Annotated in this window: 24 protein-coding genes; 16 read left to right on the forward strand and 8 right to left on the reverse strand. The window is 71.5% G+C overall.

Annotated elements, in window-relative coordinates; translation table 11 throughout:
• Positions 1–9: 9 nt before the first annotated feature.
• From pstA to IE290_RS25700, 5 genes are all read right to left on the reverse strand, one after another.
• Positions 10–936 carry a phosphate ABC transporter permease PstA gene (pstA, locus tag IE290_RS25680; protein ID WP_191247234.1) on the reverse strand — a complete coding sequence of 309 codons (927 nt, stop codon included), beginning with the start codon at positions 934–936 and terminating at the stop codon, positions 10–12.
• On the reverse strand, positions 936–1,859 hold the full coding sequence (gene pstC / locus IE290_RS25685; protein WP_191247235.1) for a phosphate ABC transporter permease subunit PstC: 924 nt from the start codon (positions 1,857–1,859) through the stop codon (positions 936–938). Before pstC ends, pstA begins: the two co-directional genes overlap by 1 nt.
• Positions 1,860–2,052: 193 nt before the next feature.
• Complete coding sequence (gene pstS / locus IE290_RS25690; protein ID WP_191247236.1) at positions 2,053–3,180, reverse strand: phosphate ABC transporter substrate-binding protein PstS; 1,128 nt, start codon at positions 3,178–3,180, stop codon at positions 2,053–2,055.
• Between the two features lie 215 nt (positions 3,181–3,395).
• Positions 3,396–4,301: a mycothiol synthase gene (gene mshD / locus IE290_RS25695; protein WP_191247237.1), complete on the reverse strand. Its 906-nt coding sequence runs from the start codon at positions 4,299–4,301 to the stop codon at positions 3,396–3,398.
• Positions 4,302–4,320: 19 nt separating this feature from the next.
• A complete protein-coding gene (locus tag IE290_RS25700) occupies positions 4,321–5,073 on the reverse strand; it encodes a winged helix-turn-helix transcriptional regulator (protein ID WP_191247238.1) in 753 nt (250 codons plus the stop codon).
• Positions 5,074–5,283: 210 nt separating this feature from the next.
• Between IE290_RS25700 and IE290_RS25705 the strand changes: the two genes are divergently transcribed.
• From IE290_RS25705 to IE290_RS25740, 8 genes are all read left to right on the forward strand, one after another.
• Positions 5,284–6,165 carry an LmeA family phospholipid-binding protein gene (locus IE290_RS25705; protein ID WP_229874701.1) on the forward strand — a complete coding sequence of 294 codons (882 nt, stop codon included), beginning with the start codon at positions 5,284–5,286 and terminating at the stop codon, positions 6,163–6,165.
• Between the two features lie 7 nt (positions 6,166–6,172).
• Positions 6,173–6,607: a TlpA family protein disulfide reductase gene (locus IE290_RS25710; RefSeq protein ID WP_191247240.1), complete on the forward strand. Its 435-nt coding sequence runs from the start codon at positions 6,173–6,175 to the stop codon at positions 6,605–6,607.
• A gap of 970 nt (positions 6,608–7,577) precedes the next feature.
• Positions 7,578–8,009, forward strand: a complete 432-nt coding sequence (locus tag IE290_RS25715; protein ID WP_191247241.1) for a DUF4395 domain-containing protein — start codon at positions 7,578–7,580, stop codon at positions 8,007–8,009.
• Positions 8,010–8,049: 40 nt separating this feature from the next.
• Positions 8,050–8,889, forward strand: coding sequence for a sulfurtransferase (locus tag IE290_RS25720; RefSeq protein ID WP_191247242.1), 840 nt, complete (start codon positions 8,050–8,052; stop codon positions 8,887–8,889).
• Between the two features lie 2 nt (positions 8,890–8,891).
• A complete protein-coding gene (locus tag IE290_RS25725; RefSeq protein ID WP_094003170.1) occupies positions 8,892–9,200 on the forward strand; it encodes a DUF1416 domain-containing protein in 309 nt (102 codons plus the stop codon).
• Positions 9,201–9,441: 241 nt separating this feature from the next.
• Positions 9,442–10,056 carry a heme-binding beta-barrel domain-containing protein gene (locus IE290_RS25730; RefSeq protein WP_191247243.1) on the forward strand — a complete coding sequence of 205 codons (615 nt, stop codon included), beginning with the start codon at positions 9,442–9,444 and terminating at the stop codon, positions 10,054–10,056.
• Positions 10,057–10,061: 5 nt separating this feature from the next.
• The gene (pxpB, locus tag IE290_RS25735; protein ID WP_191247244.1) at positions 10,062–10,673 is read left to right on the forward strand and encodes a 5-oxoprolinase subunit PxpB; all 612 of its coding nucleotides are present in this window, start codon (positions 10,062–10,064) and stop codon (positions 10,671–10,673) included.
• On the forward strand, positions 10,670–11,533 hold the full coding sequence (locus IE290_RS25740) for a 5-oxoprolinase subunit C family protein (protein WP_191247245.1): 864 nt from the start codon (positions 10,670–10,672) through the stop codon (positions 11,531–11,533). The genes pxpB and IE290_RS25740 overlap by 4 nt, the downstream gene beginning before the upstream one ends.
• Here IE290_RS25740 and IE290_RS25745 read toward each other — a convergent pair.
• Complete coding sequence (locus tag IE290_RS25745) at positions 11,524–12,369, reverse strand: aminodeoxychorismate lyase (RefSeq protein WP_191247246.1); 846 nt, start codon at positions 12,367–12,369, stop codon at positions 11,524–11,526. The two genes, IE290_RS25740 and IE290_RS25745, sit on opposite strands and share 10 nt — an antisense overlap.
• A 30-nt stretch (positions 12,370–12,399) precedes the next feature.
• Between IE290_RS25745 and ygfZ the strand changes: the two genes are divergently transcribed.
• Genes ygfZ through IE290_RS25760 form a run of 3 tightly spaced genes read left to right on the forward strand, consistent with a single transcriptional unit; the run spans position 12,400 to position 14,621 of the window.
• A complete protein-coding gene (gene ygfZ / locus IE290_RS25750; protein WP_191247247.1) occupies positions 12,400–13,527 on the forward strand; it encodes a CAF17-like 4Fe-4S cluster assembly/insertion protein YgfZ in 1,128 nt (375 codons plus the stop codon).
• A gap of 49 nt (positions 13,528–13,576) precedes the next feature.
• A complete protein-coding gene (locus IE290_RS25755; protein ID WP_191247248.1) occupies positions 13,577–14,137 on the forward strand; it encodes an RsiG family protein in 561 nt (186 codons plus the stop codon).
• Positions 14,138–14,144: 7 nt separating this feature from the next.
• The gene (locus tag IE290_RS25760) at positions 14,145–14,621 is read left to right on the forward strand and encodes an SDR family NAD(P)-dependent oxidoreductase (protein WP_268246400.1); all 477 of its coding nucleotides are present in this window, start codon (positions 14,145–14,147) and stop codon (positions 14,619–14,621) included.
• Between the two features lie 184 nt (positions 14,622–14,805).
• Here the strand turns inward: IE290_RS25760 and IE290_RS25765 are convergent, their stop codons facing one another.
• Complete coding sequence (locus tag IE290_RS25765) at positions 14,806–15,705, reverse strand: DUF8083 family protein (protein ID WP_191247249.1); 900 nt, start codon at positions 15,703–15,705, stop codon at positions 14,806–14,808.
• Between the two features lie 198 nt (positions 15,706–15,903).
• Between IE290_RS25765 and IE290_RS25770 the strand changes: the two genes are divergently transcribed.
• The 3 genes from IE290_RS25770 (at position 15,904) to IE290_RS25780 (ending at position 17,952) form a co-directional block, all read left to right on the forward strand.
• A complete protein-coding gene (locus tag IE290_RS25770) occupies positions 15,904–16,101 on the forward strand; it encodes a DUF3073 domain-containing protein (RefSeq protein ID WP_017985773.1) in 198 nt (65 codons plus the stop codon).
• Between the two features lie 97 nt (positions 16,102–16,198).
• A complete protein-coding gene (locus tag IE290_RS25775; protein ID WP_191247250.1) occupies positions 16,199–17,059 on the forward strand; it encodes a 3-hydroxybutyryl-CoA dehydrogenase in 861 nt (286 codons plus the stop codon).
• Positions 17,060–17,061: 2 nt separating this feature from the next.
• Positions 17,062–17,952: a Gfo/Idh/MocA family protein gene (locus IE290_RS25780; RefSeq protein ID WP_191247251.1), complete on the forward strand. Its 891-nt coding sequence runs from the start codon at positions 17,062–17,064 to the stop codon at positions 17,950–17,952.
• Positions 17,953–17,959: 7 nt separating this feature from the next.
• On the opposite strand, the gene IE290_RS25785 is transcribed toward IE290_RS25780, so the two are convergent.
• Positions 17,960–18,919, reverse strand: coding sequence for a helix-turn-helix transcriptional regulator (locus tag IE290_RS25785; protein WP_191247252.1), 960 nt, complete (start codon positions 18,917–18,919; stop codon positions 17,960–17,962).
• A gap of 62 nt (positions 18,920–18,981) precedes the next feature.
• Between IE290_RS25785 and IE290_RS25790 the strand changes: the two genes are divergently transcribed.
• Complete coding sequence (locus tag IE290_RS25790) at positions 18,982–19,551, forward strand: DinB family protein (protein WP_191247253.1); 570 nt, start codon at positions 18,982–18,984, stop codon at positions 19,549–19,551.
• A gap of 1 nt (position 19,552) precedes the next feature.
• The gene (locus IE290_RS25795; protein ID WP_191247254.1) at positions 19,553–19,990 is read left to right on the forward strand and encodes a VOC family protein; all 438 of its coding nucleotides are present in this window, start codon (positions 19,553–19,555) and stop codon (positions 19,988–19,990) included.
• Positions 19,991–20,057 lie beyond the last annotated feature (67 nt).

A 20,057-nucleotide genomic window follows, 5' to 3' on the forward strand; every position in this document is an offset into this window, starting at 1 on the left:
GCGGAACGCTCACTTCTTCTTCGGGGCGACCAGGCGGGAGACCACCGTGGCGATCAGGTTGATGAGGGCGATGATGAGGACGAGGGTCAGCGCGGCCCCCCAGATGCGGTCGAAACCGACGCTACCCGGTTCCATCGAGTTCGTGGCCCGCTCGGTGTTCATCAGCAGCGGCAACGAGGCCTGGTTGTTGTAGAACAGGTCCCAGTTGACGTACGCCGAGTAACCGACCAGCACCAGCAGCGGCGCGGTCTCGCCCATGACGCGGGCCAGCGCCATCATGACGCCGCTGATGATGCCGGACAGGGCCGTCGGCAGCACGATCTTCATGATCGTCTTCCACTTCGGCACGCCCAGCGCGTAGGAGGCCTCGCGCAGGTCGTCCGGCACGATCCGCAGCATCTCCTCCGACGACCGCACCACGACCGGGATCATCAGCAGCACCAGGGCCAGCGACACGGCGAACCCGCTGCGCGGCAGGCCGAGCGTGGTGATCCACAGCGCGTAGATGAACAGCGCGGCCACGATCGAGGGGACGCCGGAGAGGATGTCCACCATGAACGTGGTGACCTTGGCCAGCCGGCTGTTCCGCCCGTACTCGACCAGGTAGATGGCGACCAGCAGGCCCAGCGGCACCGAGATGATCGCGCACATCAGGCCCTGCTCGAGCGTGCCGATGATGGCGTGCAGGACACCACCGCCGACCTCGTCGGACAGCACCGACCCGAAGTCCTGGTTCCACCAGTTGCTGTACGGGATGCGCTTGATGCCGTTCGCGATCACCGTGTAGAGCACCCACACCAGCGGCGCGACGGCGATCAGGAACGACAGCCACACCAGCACGGTGGCGAGCGCGTTCTTGGCCTTGCGGCCCGTGCTGACCTGCTGGAACGCCGGCGGCGATGCCAGCCGGTCGGTCTCGGACAACGTTGTGGTCATCAGTTCGCCTTCCGCTCGCCGATGATCGACCGGGCCGCGAAGTTCACCGCGAAGGTCAGGACGAACAGCACCAGACCGGCCGCGATGTAGGCACCGGCGGACGTGGGGTTGTTGAACTCGGCGTAGTTCGCGGCGATCTGCGACGCGAAGGTCGCGCCGCCGTCGAACACGCTCCAGTCGAAGAACTGCCCGCGCGGGATGTAGAGGATGACGGCCAGCGCGATGGTCTCGCCGAGGGCGCGGCCGAGGCCGAGCATCGACGCGCCGATGTAGCCCGCCTTGCCGAACGGCAGCACCGTCGTCCGGATGACCTCCCAGCGGGTGGCGCCGAGCGCGAGCGCGCCTTCGATGTGCGCGGTCGGCGTGCGCTCGAACACCTCGCGGGACAGCGACGTGATGATCGGCAGCAGCATCACGGCGAGCACCACGCCCGCGGTGAAGATCGTGCCCGAGTAGTTCGGGAACACGTTGCCGGTGCCGAAGATCGGGATGAAGCCCAGCGTCTCGTTCAGCCACTGCGACACCGGCGCCATCGCCGGCGCGAGCACGAGGATGCCCCACAGGCCGAAGATGATCGAGGGCACCGCGGCCAGCAGATCGACGACGTAGGCGAACGGCCGCGCCAGCCGCTTCGGGGCGTACTGGGTCAGGAACAGTGCGATGCCCAGCGAGATCGGCATCGCGATGATCAGGGCCACCAGCGAGGTGTAGATGGTGACCAGCAGCAGGTCCAGGATGCCGAACCGCAGGTGGTTCGGGTCGCCGGTCTCCCAGATCCGGGAGGTGAGGAAGTTGACCTCGTTCGCGCCCAGTGCGGGAATCGCCTGCACCAGCAGGAAGATCCCGATCAGCGCGATGAGCGCGACGACGAAGATGCCCGCGCCGGTGCTCAGGTTCTTGAAGATGCGGTCACCCGGCCGCACCTTCGCGGTCTTGTTCGGTGGGGCCAGTGAGGGGGTTCGCTCAGTGGCCGGTGGTTGCGCCGTAATCGGGGGCCTCCGGGAGTGGTCTAGACGCAAGCGGACGCCCACCGGTGTCGCCGGTGGGCGTCCGCCTTCGCGAGTGACTCGCTCATCAGTTACTCAGTGCAAACCGATCTGGGGATCGCGGCAAGCGTCAGGAGATCGCCTTGATCGAGGTCAGCACCTTCTCCTGCAGGGACTGCGGGAGCGGCACGAACCCCTTCTCGGCGATCGGCTGCTGGGCGGTGGTGGCCGCCACGGTCAGGAACGCCTTGATCGCCTTGGCGGTGTCGGCGTCGTAGCCCTTCGAGCAGACGATCTCGTACGTGGTCAGCAGCAGCGGGTAGGCACCCGGGGTGTTGCTGGCGTAGATCTTCTTCAGGTCCATGGCCAGGTCGTTGCTGCCCGGGGTGCGGAACGAGGCCGCGTCCAGGGCCTTGGCCACGTTCTCCGGGGTCAGCTCGACGGCGCCGGAGCCGCTGTCCAGCTTGGCGGCGCTCAGGCCGTCCTTGACGTAGGACGACTCGATGTAGCCGATGGCGCCGTCGGCGGCCCGGATGCCCGAGGCGACGCCGTTGGAGCCCTGGGCGCCGTTGCCGACGCCGCCCTTGAAGGCCTTGCCGGTGCCCTGCGTCCAGGCGCCCTTCGAGGCGGCCTCGAGGTAGGTCTGGAAGTTGTCGGTGGTGCCCGACTCGTCCGACCGCGAGAACACCTGGATCGGCTTGTCCGGCAGGTTGACGCCCGCGTTGAGGGCGGCGATGGCCGGGTCGTTCCACTTGGTGATCTGGCCGTTGAAGATCTTGGCCGCGACCTCGCCGTTCAGCGTGAGCGAGGAGACTCCGTCCAGCTTGTAGGCGATGGCCACCGGGCCGACGACCAGCGGCAGGTTCCACGCCTCGCCACCGGCGCAGCGCTCGTTGGCCTTGGTCTGCTCGTCACCGGTCTTCAGCGGCGAGTCCGAGCCGCCGAAGTCGACCTGCTTCGCGGTGAACTGCTTGACGCCCGAGCCGGAGCCGGTCGCGTTGTAGTTCACGATCTGGCCGGCGCAGGCCTTGGTGTACTGCTGGGCGAAGATGTCCACCGCGGTCTTCTGGGCCGTCGAACCCTCGCCGGTCAGCGGCGACTTGCCGCCGCACTCGACGTTCGCGGTCGCGGTCGGCGCGGTCGCCGCACCCGAGGTCTGGGTGTTGCCGGTCGAGGCCGGGTCCGTGCCACAGGCCGCGAGCACGAGGGCAGCGCTCGCTGCGATGCCGAGAGCACCCATCGGCCGCATGATCTTCACTTCATGTCCTCCAGCTATTGAAAGCCATTCGTCGCAACCGGACATTAGGCAGCACGGGTGGACGCGCGCCTCTGTACAGATGAACGCAAAGTGAACAAGGCCGCCAATGTGAGCGGGACAACGTCACTCGAACGGGCGTCGTGTCCGGCCCGTGACCTGCGGGTACGCGATCCGTGACGGAAGGTTGGCGCAGGGTTAACGTAACGGAACAGTGATCACCGTTCGTACTGGACGTCGACCTCGTGCCGGGTGAACCCGAGCCGCGAGTAGACGGCGATCGCGGGCGCGTTGTCACCCTCCACGTACAGGATCACCTGCGGCAGGCCGCGGTCCCGGAGGTAGCGCAGGCCGGCCAGGGTCAGCGCCCTGCCCAGCCCGCCGCCCTGGGCGCCCGGGTCGACGCCGACGACGTAGACCTCGCCGGTCTCCCGCCCGCCGAAGCGGTGCGGGTTGGCCGGGTGGACCTTCGTCCAGTGGAAGCCGAGCAGCTTGCCCGCGCTGTCCTCGGCCAGGAAGAACCCGTCCGCGTCGAACCAGTCCGCGGCCTCTTCGGCCCGCAGGTCGTCGACGGTGAGCCGGCCCTGCTCCGGGTGCCAGTCGAAGGCACGCGCGTTGACCTCGATGACGGCCTGCTCGTCCCGGCCGGGCACGAAGGTGCGCAGCGAGACGCCCTCGGGCAGCCGGGGTTCGGGCCAGTCCGGGTCGACCGGGGTGTGCATGACCAGCAGTTCGCGGGCGCGCGAGAAGCCCGCTCGTTCGGCCAGGGCCGCGGCACCCGGGTGGTCGCCGTGCGCCCAGATCCGGAAGGGCGCGTCGCCGGCGCGGTCGGCGAGCGCGGACAGCATTTCGGTGCCCACGCCCCGGCGCCGGTGGTCCGGTCGCACGATCAGTTCGGCCACCTGGCGGCCGAAGGCGTCACCGGAGACGTCCAGGTGGGCGTACCCGGCCAGCACGCCGTCGGCGCGGGCGAGCAGGTGCGGCCCGGACGCGAACTCCCCGGGCAACGGTTCGCCGGGGGACACGTCCGGCCGTCCGTCCACCTCGCGGGCGGCGAGCAGCAACTCGCGCACCTCGCGGGTGGTCCGCTCGTCCAGTTCCTCGACCCACACCACGGTCAGCACGAAGCCACGCTCTCCCGGATCAGGGGGTGGAGAACTCGGAGGACAGCTCGCTCGGGTCGAAGTTGAGCGAGGTCACGCCGGGCTTGGCGCCGGACTTGGCCGGGCGCTCGAACTTGTAGCCGACGTTGCGCACGGTGCCGATCATCTGCTCGTGCTCGGGGCCGAGCTTGGCGCGCAGCCGCCGGACGTGCACGTCGACCGTGCGGGTGCCACCGAAGAAGTCGTAGCCCCAGACCTCCTGCAGCAGCTGGGCGCGGGTGAAGACCCGGCCGGCGTGCTGGGCGAGGTACTTGAGCAGCTCGAACTCCTTGTAGGTGAGCTCGAGGGTGCGGCGGCGCAGGCGCGCGGTGTAGGTCGCCTCGTCGATCACCAGGTCGCCGACCCGCAGCTCGGTGTCCACCTGGGTGGCGCCGCCGTCGCGGGTGGTCGCCAGCCGCAGCCGGGCGTCGACCTCGGCCGGGCCCGCGGTGGGCAGCAGGATGTCGTCGGTGCGCCACTCGGCGCTGACCGCGACCAGGCCGCCTTCGCCGATGACCGCGATGATCGGGGTGCTGCCCTCGTCCTCGCCGGTGCCCTTGAGCAGGCGGCAGAGGCTCTTCGCGGACGCGAGGTCGGTGCGCGCGTCGAGCAGGATGACGTCCCGGTGTCCCGCGTCGAGGAGCGCGGTGACCTCCGGCGCGCGGACGCGTACCGTGTGCGGAAGCAGGTCAAGGGCTGGAAGGACGGCAGTGGCCTCCGCCTCGGAAGTGAGTACGAGCAGGTCCAGGCTCATCGCCACACCGCCTTCTTGCTAGTCCGTAGCCTTGAGCGCCCCTGGTCTTAGCGGACAAGACTAGCGGGTGAACAGGGAGAAACCACCTGCTCTGCAGCCTCCGTCACACTGACGTCACACTGGTGCCCCATAGCCTCGGGCTGTCCAGGACCCGGATACAAGACAGATCGGACACCAAGAGTGAGCAGACCTGCGACCCAGGATCGAGCCGTGCCACCAGCGGGATCGCGCCGCCGTGGACGCCGTGCCCGGCGCATCGTCATCAGTCTCGTCGTGTTGCTCGCGCTGCTGGTCGGGGCCGATTTCGGGCTCGCCGCGTTCGCCGAGCACACGGTGTCGCAGAAGGCCCGCGAGCAGCTGAAGCTGACCGACGACCCGTCCGTGACGATCCACGGCTTCCCGTTCACCACCCAGGCGATCGGCGGCGACTACGGCCACATCTCGCTGTCCGCGTCCGGGGTGCCGATCAAGGACCTGCAGGACGTCGGCGTGACGGCCGATCTCTACGACGTCGCCGCGCCGCTGTCGGACCTGGTGAACGGCAACACCGACGCGATCAACATCGGCCGCCTCGAGGCGCAGGTGACGATCAAGGCCAGCGACATCAACAAGGTGGACCCGCTGACCAAGGTCGAGGACCTGCGGATCGAGCCGTCGAGCATCGAGTACGTGGAGACCGGCCAGGACGCCGAGAGCGGCACCGACAGCGGCTCCGGCGACCAGCAGGGCCAGGACGGCACCTCCGAGGAGGAGCAGCAGGACCAGTCGAAGGCCGGTATCCGGATCTCCGGGTACGTGCAGATCGCCGGTCAGCGCATCGAGATCTTCTGCTTCGCCATGATCGAGCTGCACGGCACCGCGATCGACATCGTCCCGAAGCGGCTGCAGTACGGGAATGACAAGGAGACGACCGTTGTTCCCGAAGCAGTGCAGCAGGCCCTGCTGCCGAACTTCAAGGCCACGATCGACACCGGCAACCTCCCGTTCGAGGTCACCCCGACGGCGGTACAGGTGAACAGCGGTTCGGTCACCATCAAGGGTGAGGCCAAGAACGTGACGTTCAGCGGGGCGACCAGCTCAACCGGAGGGTGAGGCGCTGATGACGGGCGTGTGGGTCGTGCTCAGCACGCTGGTGGTCGCGGCCGTAGCCGGCGGGCTGCTCAAGGCGCGCAACGGGCGCGTCCGGGCAGCTCACCGCGCGCCGGCGGCCGGTCTGCCCGCGCCCGTCGCCGCGGCGCTGGACACCGGCGCCGAGGTCACCCTGGTGCAGATCTCCACCACGTTCTGCACCCCGTGCCGGCACACCCGCGCCCTGCTCGGCCCGCTGGCCGAGCGCACCGACGGCCTGGCCCACGTCGACCTCGACGTGACGAACCAGCCGGAGGTCGCGCAGGCGCTGGGTGTGCTGCGCACGCCCACCACGATCGCCTACCGCGCCGACGGCACCGAGCTGCTGCGCGTCGGGGGCGTCCCGAAGGCCCCCGCGCTGCTCGAGGCGCTGCGGCCGCACCTGGCCTCGCGGGTGACGGACTAGCCGGGGACTTGCCGCTGGTCCGCCACGGGCGCGTAATCGGGGTGAGCGGTGGCCCGCGCACATCGAAAGCTGGGCTGCATCGACCGTCGCTGCCGCGGTCGCACTTGGCCGTCGCGGGTGACGGACTAGCCGAGGGCTTGCCGCTGGTCCGCCAGGGGCGCGTGATCCGGGCGTGCGGTGGCCCGCGCACATCGAAAAGCTGGGCAGCATCCCTGCCAGACGCGGCTTGCCGCGGGCTGCGGCACCGTCGCTGCCGCGGTCGCACTTGGCCGTCGCGGGTGACGGACTAGCCGAGGGCCTGCCGCTGGTCCGCCAGGGGCGCGCGATCCGGGTGAGCGGTGGCCCGCACATCGAAGAGCTGGGCAGCGTCCCTGCCAGACGCGGCTTGCCGCTGGTTGCGCCACCGTCGCTGCGGCGGTCGCACTTGGCCGTCGCGGGCGCCGGACTAGCCGAGGGTTTGCCGCTGGTCCGCCATGGGCGCGTGATCCGGGTGAGCGGTGGCCCGCGCACATCGAAAGTGGGCAGCGTCCCTGCCAGACGCGGCCTGCCGCTGGCTGCGCCACCTTCACCGCCGCACTCGGCCCGACCAGCACTCAGCCCGGCCAGTCGACCCCGCCAGCGGCGATGCCCCACCTGCCGGACCGCCGGAACTAGAACGTGTTCCAGTCGCCCCCGGCGCCTCTCCCGGCGGCCTCACCTCGGCTGAGCAGGGCGGAATTATTTTCTTGGATCGTGGGAATGCTCTCAGTGGGTGGACACCCCTCCCACTTTCAGGGACGTCCGGGTAGCCTGACGCTCGTGTGCAGGCTGCCACTAACTCTGCTGACGCAACGTCGCGCGGTCGACTTCTGCCGCGTGCGCAGCAGCCTGTGTCTGCTCTAGCGGGTCCGCCTCAGCCGTACCCGCACTCCCCCCGCCGGAAAAATCCAGTTCCGACGCGCGCTCACGCGCGCCCCGCCAGGGAGGTGACATGTCAGCAGGCCCAGCCGTAGACCCCCGTGGACCGCGCTTCGCGGCCGTCATCACGACCGTCGTGCTCGCGGTGGTCCTGATCACGGGGTGGTGGCCGTTGCTGGCCGTCCAGACGGTCGTGTTCGCGATCGGCGCGTTCATCGGGCTCAAGCCGGCCCCGTACTCGCTGATCTACCGCTACCTCGTGGCGCCCCGGCTCGCGCCGACGTCCGAGCGGGAGGACGCGGCGCCGCTGCGGTTCGCCCAGGCGGTCGGGTTCGCGTTCGCGCTGGTCGGCACCATCGGCTACGCCACCGGGGTCACCGCGCTCGGCATCGTCGCGACGGCGTTCGCGCTGTTCGCGGCCTTCCTCAACGCGGCCTTCAACTTCTGCCTCGGCTGCGAGATGTACCTCCTGATCCGGCGCGTGGCGCCGAGCCAGGCTTCCTGACAAGTCCACCCACGAGAAGAAGAAAGCGAGTAGTGCTCTCATGAGCCGTGAAGACGTCCTGGTCACCACGCAGTGGGCCGAGGAGAACCTGAACACCCCCGGCGTGGTCTTCGCCGAGGTGGACGAGGACACCACCGCCTACGACGGCGGCCACATCCGCGGTGCGGTCAAGATCGACTGGAAGACCGAGCTGCAGGACCCGGTCCGCCGCGACTTCGTCGACAAGGCCGGGTTCGAGGCCCTGCTGTCGGAGAAGGGCATCTCCAACGACGACCTCGTCGTCCTGTACGGCGGCAACAACAACTGGTTCGCCGCCTACGCCTACTGGTACTTCAAGCTGTACGGCCACGACAAGGTCAAGCTGCTCGACGGCGGCCGCAAGAAGTGGGAGCTGGACGGCCGCGAGCTGACCTCCGAGGAGGTCAAGCGCGAGCGCACCAACTACGTCGCCAAGGAGCCGGACACCTCCATCCGCGCCTTCCGTGACGAGGTCGTCGACGCGATCGGCGCCAAGAACCTGGTCGACGTCCGCTCGCCCGACGAGTTCTCCGGCAAGCTGCTGGCCCCGGCGCACCTGCCGCAGGAGTCGGCGCAGCGCGGCGGCCACATCCCGACGGCGCTGAACGTGCCGTGGGCCAAGACCGCGAACGAGGACGGCACCTTCAAGACCGCCGAGGAGCTCAAGGAGCTCTACGCGGAGGCCGGCCTGGACACGTCCAAGGCGACCATCGCCTACTGCCGCATCGGCGAGCGCTCCAGCCACACCTGGTTCGCGCTGCACGAGCTGATCGGGCTCGAGGACGTGAAGAACTACGACGGTTCGTGGACCGAGTACGGCTCGCTGGTCGGCGTGCCGATCGAAACCGGAACGGGGAAGTGACGATGAGTGCTGACGGTTGCGGCGCGCCGGTGCAGACGGCGACGCCCGCGGACATCGACACGAACGGGCAGGTCGTGGTGGCCGGCAAGGTCACCGGCAGCGACGGCCCGATCGGCGGTGCCTACGTGCGCCTGCTGAACGGTGACGGCGACTTCGCGGGCGAGGTCCAGGCCTCCCCCGAGGGCGACTTCCGGTTCTACGCCGCGCCCGGCGCCTGGACGGTGCGCGCCCTGCACCGCTCGGGCAACGGCGAGGCCTCGGTGACCGCCGAGGGCCCCGGCCTGCACCAGGTCGCCATCTCGGTCGGCTGACGATTTCCGGCAACGGCCACCCCCGCGCACGCCGCGGGGGTGGCCGTCGTCTTGTCCGGACGAACGCGGCGCCGGGCGTGGTGCTCGCCACGCGGGTGCGGGGCGAGTGAACGCCCTGGCAGCGGCTATCCTGCTGGACGTGGAGATCCTGTTTACGACGCTGTTGGTGCTCGCCGCCATCGCGATCCTCTGGTTCACCGTGTACGTCGTCTACCGGCTGTACGCCGACCAGCGCTGACCGATGACGTCCGGCGATGACGCCGTCGCGGCCGCCGCCGAGCGGGCCGAGTCGACGCGCGGACGCAACCTCCCGCAGTTCGACGACCTGCCGATCCCGGTGGACACCGCGAACCTGCGTGAGGGCGCGAACCTGAACGACGCCTGCCTGGCGCTGCTGCCGCTCGTCGGCGTGTGGCGCGGGGAGGGCGAGGTCAACTACCCGACCATCGAGGGTCCCCGCCGGATCGCCCAGCAGCTCACCATCGCGCACGACGGCCGCCCGTTCCTCTACCACGAGGCCCGCTCGTGGCTGCTCGACGACGACGGCAACGTGATCCGCGCCGCCGCCCGCGAGGTCGGCTGGTGGCGCCCGCAGGCCGACGACACGCTCGAACTGCTGCTGGCCCACAACACCGGCATCATCGAGGTCTTCTACGGCAAGCCGCGCACCCAGACGTCCTGGGAGCTGGGCACCGACGCGGTCGTGCGCACCTCCACGGCCAAGGAGGTCACCGGCGCGCAGCGGCTCTACGGCCTGGTCAACAACGGCGACCTCGGCTACGTCGAGGAGCGCGCCATGGTCGGCGAGCCCATGCAGCCCCACGTCTCGTTGTACCTCAAGCGCGTAGTGGGCTAGCGCCCGTGCGCTGGCTGCGCTACGGCCCGGACGCCGCGCTCGTCGAGTGCGAGTCGCTCGCCGAGATGAGCGCCGTCCGCGCCGCCGTGGTCGCCGCGGGCCTGCCCGATCTCGTCGAGGTCGTGCCCGGCGCGCGCACCGTCCTCATCGCCGCGCGTCCCGGCTCCACTGGGCTCGCCCAGGCGCGCGAGCTCGTCGAATCGGCCGACCTCGACGCCACCGACGGCGGCGAGTCGCGGGAGATCACCATCGACGTGCGCTACGACGGCGAGGACCTCGACCTGGTCGCCCGCACCGCGGGCGTCAGCGCCGACGAGGTGGTCGAGCTGCACACCGGCGCCACCTACACCGTCGCGTTCACCGGGTTCGCCCCCGGCTTCGGCTACCTCACCGGACTGCCCGAACCGCTCCGGCAGTCGCGTTTGGACACTCCACGCACGCGAGTGCCGGCCGGGTCGGTCGCGATCGCCGGCGAGTTCACCGGCGTCTACCCGCGCTCGTCGCCCGGCGGGTGGCGCCTGCTCGGGCACACCGACGCCGTCCTGTTCGACAGCCGCGCGCCGCGGCCCGCGCTGCTCGCGCCCGGCGACCGGGTCCGGTTCCGGAGCATCCGGTGAGCCGCGCGCTGGAGGTCGTCGCGACCGGTCCGCTCGCGCTCGTGCAGGACCTGGGCCGCCCCGGACACGCCCACCTCGGCGTCCCGCCGTCCGGCGCGCTCGACGTCCCGGCGCTGCGGCTGGCGAACCGACTGGCCGGCAACCCGGAGGACGCGGCCGGGATCGAGGCGCTGCTCGGCGGCCTCGCTGTGACGGCCCGCTCGTCCTGCACGGTCGCGGTCACCGGCCCGGCGGTCGCGGTCACCGTGGACGGCCGCCCGGCCGGCTCGCACGTGCCGGTCCACCTCACCGCCGGGCAGACCCTGACCATCGGGCGGCCGGACACCGGGCTGCGCTGTTACCTCGCGGTCTCCGGCGGCATCGACGTCGAACCCGAGCTGGGCAGCCGGTCGCGGGACGTGCTGTCCGAGATCGGCCCGCCGCCGCTGGAGCCGGGCACCGTGCTGCCGCTGGGCGAGCCCAGCGGGATCCCGGACGGCGCCGACACCGTCACTGCCCCGCCGAACCCGTCCGACCTGGTGGTCCCGGTCGTCCTCGGCCCGCGCGACGACTGGTTCGGCGACGCCGCCCACCAGCTGTCGGCGCCGTGGACGGTCACCAGCGAGTCCAACCGCGTCGGCCTCCGCCTGGACGGTCCCGCGCTGCGGCGCACGGACGCGTGCGAGGGCGCGGAGCTGCCCAGCGAGGGCGTCATCACCGGCGCGATCCAGGTGCCGCCCAACGGCCTGCCGGTCGTGTTCCTCGCCGACCACCCGACCACCGGCGGCTACCCGGTGATCGCCGTCGTCGTGCCACGGGCGCTGCCCGCGCTCGCGCAGGCCCGGCCGGGCACGACGATCCGCTTCCGCCCCTACGCGTAGAGGTCTTCGTAGGCGCGGGCCAGCTCGGCGTGGATCGCCGAGGAGTCGCGCAGCGGCTGGTGGTCCAGGGTGTGCACGCGGGTCAGCTTCCGCACCGAGGACGCGAGGAACACGCCGTCGGCGCTGTGCAGGTCGGGGGTCGAGATCATCTCGATCTTGGTCGACCAGCCGGCCCGCTCGGCGGCGCGGAACACCGCGGCCTGCGTGGTCCCGGGCAGGATGCCGATCCCGGCAGGCGGCGTGTAGAGCGTGCCGCCGCGCGCCACGATCACGTTCGAGGTCGGGCCCTCCAGCACCGAGCTGAAGTCGCTGGCGGTGAAGATGACGTCGTCCGCGCCGCGGCGGGCCGCCTCCCGCACGGCGGCCATGTTGACCGCGTAGGACAGGGACTTCGCGCCCAGCAGCAGCCACGGCGCGCGCTCGGCCAGCCCCGGGTCGATGCCGCGCTCCAGGGTCACCACCGCGACCCCGTCTTCGCGGGCACGCAACACCTTCGGGTCGATTTCGATCCCGAGCGCGAAGGCCGTCGGTTCACCCTCCGGGTCGACCCCGCGCGTGTAGACGAGCTTCAGCGCGAACTCGCGGCTGCCGGACCAGTTGTCGATCACCGTCCGCGCGGCCCGCTGCCAGGCCGCGTCGTCCGGCTCCGGCAGGTCCAGCATCGACGCCGACCGGGCCATCCGGTCCAGGTGCGGGCGCAGCTCGCGCGCCTTGCCGTCGGCGACCAGGATCGTTTCGAAGACGCCGTCGCCGCGCATCAGGCCGAGGTCTTCCACCCGGATGTGCGGTTCGTCGGGATCGGCCAGTGACCCGTCCAGAAAAGCGAGTACGCGCATGGGCCAACCGTACTCACCTAACATCGGGGTATGCCGCTCGTTTCTCCGCTCCTCGCCGCGCCGGGCGCCATCGCGCCGCCGGACGACCACCCCGAGCAGGGCGTGCCCTGGCACTGGGGCGACCCGTTCGCCGAGCAGCGCACCGCCGCGCGCAGCGTGGCCGTGGTCGACCGCTCGCACCGCGAGGTGCTGAAGGTGACCGGCCCCGAGCGCCTGTCCTGGCTGCACCTGGTGATCTCCCAGCACGTCACGGAGCTGGCCGGGGGCAGCGGCACCGAGGCGCTGGTGCTGGACAGCCAGGGGCACGTCGACACGCACATGGTCCTCGCGCACACCGGCGAAGCCGTGTACCTGGACAGCGATCCGGGGGCGGAGGCCACCAGCGCGCTGCCCAAGGGCGGCAAGCAGACGCTGCGCGAGTACCTCGAGGCGATGAAGTTCTGGTCGCAGGTGGAGATCACCGATGTCAGCGACGAACTGGCGATCCTCACCGTGCTGGGACCGGAGGCCGACCGGGTGCTGTCCGCTTTGGACATTTCGCTCGGCGCGGAGCCGTACTCCGTCGTGCCGCTGGGCGCCGGCTTCGCCCGCCGGATGCCGTGGCCGGGCCGGTCCAGCGTCGACCTGGCCGTGCCGCGCGACGAGCTGGCTGACTGGTGGCGCCGCCTCACCGACGCGGGCGCCCGCCCGGCCGGCACCTGGGCGTTCGACGCGCTGCGGGTCGAGTCGCTGCGCCCGCGGCTGGGCGTGGACACCGACGCCAAGACGATCCCGCACGAGGTGAACTGGATCGGCAGCGCCGCGCACGTCGCCAAGGGCTGCTACCGCGGGCAGGAGACGGTGGCGAAGGTGTTCAACGTCGGCCGCCCGCCGCGCCGCATGGTGCTGCTGCACCTGGACGGCTCGCCGGAGATCTACCCGGAGACCGGGGACCCGGTGAAACTCGGCGAGAAGGTCGTCGGCCGGGTCGGCAGCGTCGCGCAGCACCACGAGCTGGGGCCGATCGCGCTGGCCCTGCTCAAGCGGTCCACGCCGGTGGACGCCGAGCTGCTCGCCGGGGACGAGGACCGGGTGGTGCAGGCGGCGGTCGACCCCGATTCGGTGCCCGCCGAGGGTGCCGCACCGGGCCGGGAGGCCGCGGCTCGCCTGCGCGGGTGATACCGCACCCGGCCTGGCGCCGGGGCCCGGCATGGAGCACTATGTCCCGGTGATCGAAGTCCGGCCGGGCGGACGCCGTCGCATCGACCGTGTCCTGGACCCCGGCTACGTGCAGGGTCTCGCCGGCCTGTCGCTCGAGCAGCTGCGCGAGCGCCGGGACGAGGCTGCCCAGGAGGAGACCGATCTCTCCTACCTGCGGCGGCTGCTGCACGCGCGGATCGACATCGTGCGGGCCGAGCAGGAGCGGCGGCGCTCCGGCGGCGGCAGCATCGTCGACCAGCTCGCCACGATCCTGTCCGACAACGCGCTGCGCCCGGCCCGCGGCTCGGGGCGGTACCAGCAGCTGGAGCCCTCGCGAGCCGGCGAGTACCGCCGCCAGGCCGAGGCGCTGGTGGGCAACGCGGACCTGACCGACGTGGGCGCCCTCTCCGACGAGAAGCTGGCCGCGACCCTCGACGACTACCGGGGCGAGGAGGCGTCGGTGTCGCAGCGCCGGCGCGAGGTGCAGGCCGTGGTCGACCGGCTGAACGCCGAGATCGCCGCCCGCTACGCGAAGGGCTCGGCCTCCGTGGACGACCTGCTGGCCGCCGAACGCGCCGACGACGCCTGACGTCGCCCTGGTCACCGGCGAGTCCCGCAGTCTCGGCGCGGCCGTGGCCCGGCGCCTGGCCAGCGACGGGTTCGCCGTCGCGGTGAATTACCGCAGCGACCACGACGGCGCCGGCAAGGTGGTCGCTGAGATCACCGAGGCCGGTGGTCGCGCCGCGGCCTTCGCCGCCGACGTGACGGACCCCGCCGGAGTCGACCGGCTGATCGGCGCGGTCGAGCGCGAGCTGGGCCCGGTCGCCGCGCTCGTCTGCAACGCCACCGGGCCGCAGCCGGACACCCCGGTGTCCGACCCGGACTGGCCGGACTACCTCGCCCACCTGGAGTTCTTCGTCAAGAGCCCGGTCCTGTTGCAGCGCCGCGCTGCCGGGGACGAAGGCCGCGGTGGGGCCGGATCATCCACATCGGAGCCGAGTCGGAACGGACGGCGCCGCCCGGGTTGGCCCGGGCCGCGGCCAAGGGGCTGGTCGCGTGGCAGATCACCGTGAACACCGTGGCGCCCGGCTGGTGCCGGTCGAGCGGCACGCCGGGATGGACCGTGTCGGCTGCCGCTGGGGCGGCTCGGCAAGCCGGACGACGTGGCCGCCGCCGTGTCCTACCTGGCCTCCGCGGACGCCTGGTTCGTCACCGCCGTGCGGTTTGTCCGCCAGCGGTGGCGCGGTCACCGACTGATCAGTTGAAGTGCTCCCGCGCCGCCAGCTCGCTCCAGTAGTCGCGCAGGTCGGTGAACAGCTCGGCGATCTGCTCGACGTCGCCGGAGCGCAGGGCGTCCATGATGCTGTGCACCTCCTCCGCGCTGGTGTCCGACTCCAGGATCGGGTCGGCGATCAGCTGCACCAGCCCGCCGTAGTCCAGCTCCACCGCCGACGCCGGGTCGAAGTTCGTCAGCCACCGGGCGGTCTCGGCCAGGATGCGCGCCGGGCCGGAGTCGCCGAGGGTCTCCTCGACCAGCTCCCGCGCCTCGGCCACCCGCTGGGTCGCGTCGCCCATCGCGACGCGCCAGGAGACCTCGCGCTCGGGGTCGTCCGGGCCCGAGCCCAGGTTCAGCCTGCGGTGCTTCGGGTCGACCAGCGCGAACCACGGCAGCGGCACGGTCCAGGTGGTGGACAGGACGTGCACGGCGGCCTGCGGCAGATCACCGAGCGCGGAGCTGGCCCTGGCCTTCAGCTTCTCCTCGGTCACCCCGGTCGAGTCGATCACCGCGGCGTGCAGCGACGGGTGCGCGTCGCCGAGGAAGCTCACCAGCGCCGCGGCCGAGCGGGCCCGCACCTCCAGCGGGCACACGAGCGGGCCGGGCCCGACCTTCGCGCCGGTGTCGGTCGGGACGTCGGCCGGATCGAGCACCAGCACGTCGGAGTTCGGCAGTGCCCGCCCGCCGGGCAACTCGCCCGGCAGCAGCCGGACCGGCGTCGTGGTCTGTGACTTCAACCACATGAGCTGCTCCCGCTCGGCGGCCGCCGCGCGGGTCAGCTGGGCCCGCTCGACGGCTTCGCGCAGCTCCGCGGGGGGAGGGTCGCCGAACGCGGACAGGGGCTCATACACCCGGAGGTAGGCCACGAACGGTCGGAGCACCGTTGAATCGTGGCACGTCGCCGCCCGCTCGCGACCACCGACCGGCGCAATCGCCGACACTGTCGTGACAAGCACACGAAGCCACGTCGCATTGGACCCCTCGGACAGGGTACGGTGTCACCAGGAACCAATTGTCGAGACGATGCGGGGCCGCCGATTCCCCCGGCCGCCCCGTTCCCTGTGCGAGGGGGTCGAGCCATGGGGCGCGGCCGGGCCAAGGCCAAGCAGACGAAGGTGGCGCGAGAGCTCAAGTACAGCACTCCCGACACAGATTTCGCTGCGCTTCAGCGCGAGCTGTCAGGACAGTCCTCCAATTCTCATCCTCGGGAAGAGGACGAGAAGTACGAGGACCCGTACGACCCGTACGCCGACGAGTACGACGACTACCGTCGTTGACGTCTGACCAGCACACGAGGGTGGGTCCGGTCGTGACCGGAACCCGCCCTCGTGTGTTGTGTCATGCGTCGTCGAGCGCCGGAACTGGAGAGGTGCGATGGCGGACATCCAGCGAGTAGGCGTGGTCGGAGCCGGGTTGATGGGCTCCGGGATCGCGGAGGTGCACGCCCGCGCCGGTGCGGACGTGACGGTCACCGAGGTGAACCAGCCCGCGCTGGACGCCGGACGTGCCCGCATCGAGAAGTCGCTGCAGCGCGCGGTGAAGGCGGGCAAGCTGACCGCCGACGACGCCGAGGCGGCGCTCGGGCGGCTCACGTTCACCACCGACATCGCCTCCTTCGCCGACCGCGACCTCGTGATCGAGGCCGTGATCGAGCAGGAGCAGGCCAAGGTCGAGGTGTTCCGCTCGCTCGACAAGATCGTCGAGCGGCCGGACGCGGTCTTCGCCTCCAACACCTCCTCCATCCCGATCATGAAGCTGGGCATGGCGACGAGCCGTCCGCAGCAGGTGATCGGCATCCACTTCTTCAACCCGGTCCCGGTGCTCCCGCTGGTCGAGCTGGTGCCGTCGCTGCTGACCGGGGAAGACACGATCAAGCGCGCGGACGAGCACGTCACCGGCTCGCTGGGCAAGACGGTGATCCGGTCGCAGGACCGCGCCGGGTTCATCGTGAACGCGCTCCTCGTGCCGTACCTGCTGTCGGCGATCCGGATGATCGAGTCGGGCTTCGCCTCGGCCGAGGACATCGACCGCGGCATGGAGCTGGGCACCGCGCACCCGATGGGTCCGCTGCGCCTGTCCGACCTGATCGGCCTGGACACCATCAAGGCGATCGCGGAGTCGATGTACGAGGAGTTCAAGGAGCCCCTCTACTCGCCGCCGCCGCTGCTGCTGCGCATGGTCGACGCCGGGCTGCTGGGCAAGAAGAGCGGCCGCGGCTTCTACTCCTACGGCTGATCGTGGACGAGCCACTGCGCGTCGGGCTGGTCGGCGCGGGTCCGTGGGCCCGCACCGTGCACGCGCCCGGCCTGGCCGACCACCCCTCGACCCGGCTGAGTGCGGTGTTCACCCGCCGCGCGGAGGCCGGCCGTGAGCTGGCCGAGCCCTACGACGCCGAGGTGTGCGCGAGCCTGGACGAGCTGCTCGGCCAGGTCGACGCCGTCGCCTTCGCGGTGCCGCCGGCCACGCAGGCCGAGCTGGCGGTCGAGGCGGCCAAGGCCGGCAAGCACGTGATCCTGGAGAAGCCGATCGCCGCGGACGTCGCGGGCGCCGAGCGGCTGGCCGACGCCGTGTCCGGCGCTGGGGTGGTGAGCCTGGTGATGCTGACCCTGCGCTACGCGACCGCGACCCGGGACTGGCTGGCCGGTCTCGCCGCGGCCGGGAGCTGGAGCGGCGGTGGCGTGCGGTGGCTGTCGGGCGGTCTGCTCGGCGGTCCGTACTCGGCCTCGCCGTGGCGGCAGGCGGACGGCGGCACCCTGGCCGACGTCGGGCCGCACGCCTTCGACCTGCTCGACGCCGCGCTCGGCACGATCGAGCGGGTGCGGTCGGCGCACCGCGGGCCCCACGACCTGTGGCACGTCGTGTTCGAGCACGAGAGCGGCGCGCTCAGTTCGGCGACCTTGTCGCTGCGGCTGCCGCTGCGGCCGACGGTGGTCGAGTTCGCCGTGTACGGCGAGCACGGGTACCGCACGCTGGGCCGCAAGGAGGGCGGCGCGAGCCAGTCCTACACCGCGATGCTGGACGACTTCGCGGCGATGATCGACACCGGCACGACGTCCCACCCGTGCGACGTCCACCGCGGCCTGCACATCCAGCGGCTGCTGGAGAGCGCGTTGTCACTCGCCCACTGACGGCTGGTCATCCTCCTCGGGTGGCCATCGCGGCGACGCGTTCGGCGAGCCGGGCCGCGGCCTCGCGCAGCTCCGGCGGTTCGAGGATCTCCGCCTCGTAGCCCAGCCGGGCCACGTGCACGGCCAGCCAGTCCAGCTGGTCACCGCCCGCGACGAGCAGGCACCACCCGTCGCGGTCCTCCTCGACCCGCCCGATCTGCGGCGGCACCAGGTCCCGCACCTCCTCGGCGCTGGCCCGTAGCCGCACCTTGGCGAGGTAGCGGTAGGGCGCCGCGGAGACCGACCGCTGCACGTACGCCACCGGGTCGGGGTGCTCCCGCGGTCGGAAGCGCCAGGTCGTCGCCGCCACCTCGCGCATCCGGTCCAGCCGGAACGTGCGCCAGTCGTCGCGGTCGAGGTCCCACGCCATCAGGTACCAGCGGCGGTTGGTGGCGACCATGCGCACCGGCTCGACGGTGCGTTCGCGGTCCTCGCTGCCCCGGCTGGCGTACCGGAACCGCACGCGCACCGCGTCCCGGCACGCCCGGGCGAGGGTGACCAGCAGTTCCGCGTCGATCTCGACGCCGGCGACCAGCGTCTCGGTGGCGCCGTGCACCGCCCGCACCTCGGCACGCAGCCGCGGCGGCATGACCTGGTCGAGCTTCGCGAGCGCCCGCAGCGCCGCTTCTCCGGCTCCGGCGACCGTGCCGCCGGAGGCCAGCCGCAGCGAGACCGCCGTCGCGATCGCCTCCTCGTCGTCGAGGAGCAGCGGTGGCAACCGCGTGCCCGCACCGAGCTGGTAGCCACCGCCGACGCCCGCCGTGGCCTGCACCGGGTAGCCGACCGCGCGCAGCCGCTCCACGTCGCGGCGCACCGACCGGTCGGTGACGCCCAGCTCGGCGGCGAGTTCGGCCGCGGTCCAGGACGGCCGCCGCTGCAGCAGCGCCAGCAGCCGCAGCACCCGCTCGATGGTGGCTTCCACGCTCATGGGTGAAATGGTTCCACAGATCGCGGAACGAACCTGTCCGCTATTCGTTGCATGCTGTCGCCATGAACCTCAACCCGCTGCTCCGAGACCAGATCGACTGGCACTGGACCCACCAGCTGCGTGACCGCCTCGCGGGGCTCACCGACGACGAGTACTTCTGGGAGCCGGCCCCGGGCAGCTGGAACGTGCGACCGCGCGGCACGAGCACCGCGCCGGTGCAGGGTGGCTCCGGGGCGATGACCATCGACTTCGCGTTCCCCGAGCCCGACCCGGCCCCGATCACGACGATCTCCTGGCGGCTCGGGCACGTGATCGTCGGTGTGCTCGCGACGCGCAACGCCGCCCACTTCGGCCGGACCCCCACCGACTACCAGTCGTTCGAGTACGCGCCGACCGCCGCCGAGGCGCTGGCCCAGCTCGACGCCGAGTACGCGATGTGGATGAAGGGCGTGGAGTCGCTCGGCGAAGAGGCCCTCGCGCGCCCGTGCGGCGAGGCCGAGGGCCCGTTCGCGGAGTGGCCGATGGCCGCGCTGGTCCTGCACATCAACCGCGAGCTGATCCACCATTTGTCCGAGGTGTGCCTGCTGCGCGACCTCCACCTGCACACCCGGATCCGACAGGAGGCGAGCTGACATGGCCCGCGAAATCCAGATCACCTTCGACTGCGCCGACCCGGCGGCGCTGTCCGCGTTCTGGGCCGAGGCCCTCGGCTACCAGCTGCAGGCCCCGCCCGCCGGTTTCGAGTCCTGGGAGCAGGCGCTCGAGGCGATGGGCGTGCCACCCGAGCGGCGCAACGACGCCTCCGCCGTGGTCGACCCGGACGGCACCGGCCCGCGGCTGTTCTTCCAGAAGGTGCCGGAGGGCAAGACGGCGAAGAACCGCGTGCACCTCGACGTGCGCGCCGGGCCGGGTCTCCAGGGCGACGAGCGGATGGCGGCACTGGAAGCGGAAGCCGAACGGCTGACCACCCACGGCGCGAAGCGGCTCGAACGCCACGAGCCCAGCCCGCCGCTCGCGTTCGGCCACATCATCATGGCCGACCCCGAGGGCAACGAGTTCTGCCTGGACTGAGTGCTGGAGGAGTTCGCCCGGGCCGGCGGGTGCTCGCGGTCGCCGGCCGCCGGGTGCCCGTGCCTGG

It is taken from the genome of Amycolatopsis deserti (assembly GCF_014653945.1).
GTDB lineage: Bacteria > Actinomycetota > Actinomycetes > Mycobacteriales > Pseudonocardiaceae > Amycolatopsis_E > Amycolatopsis_E deserti.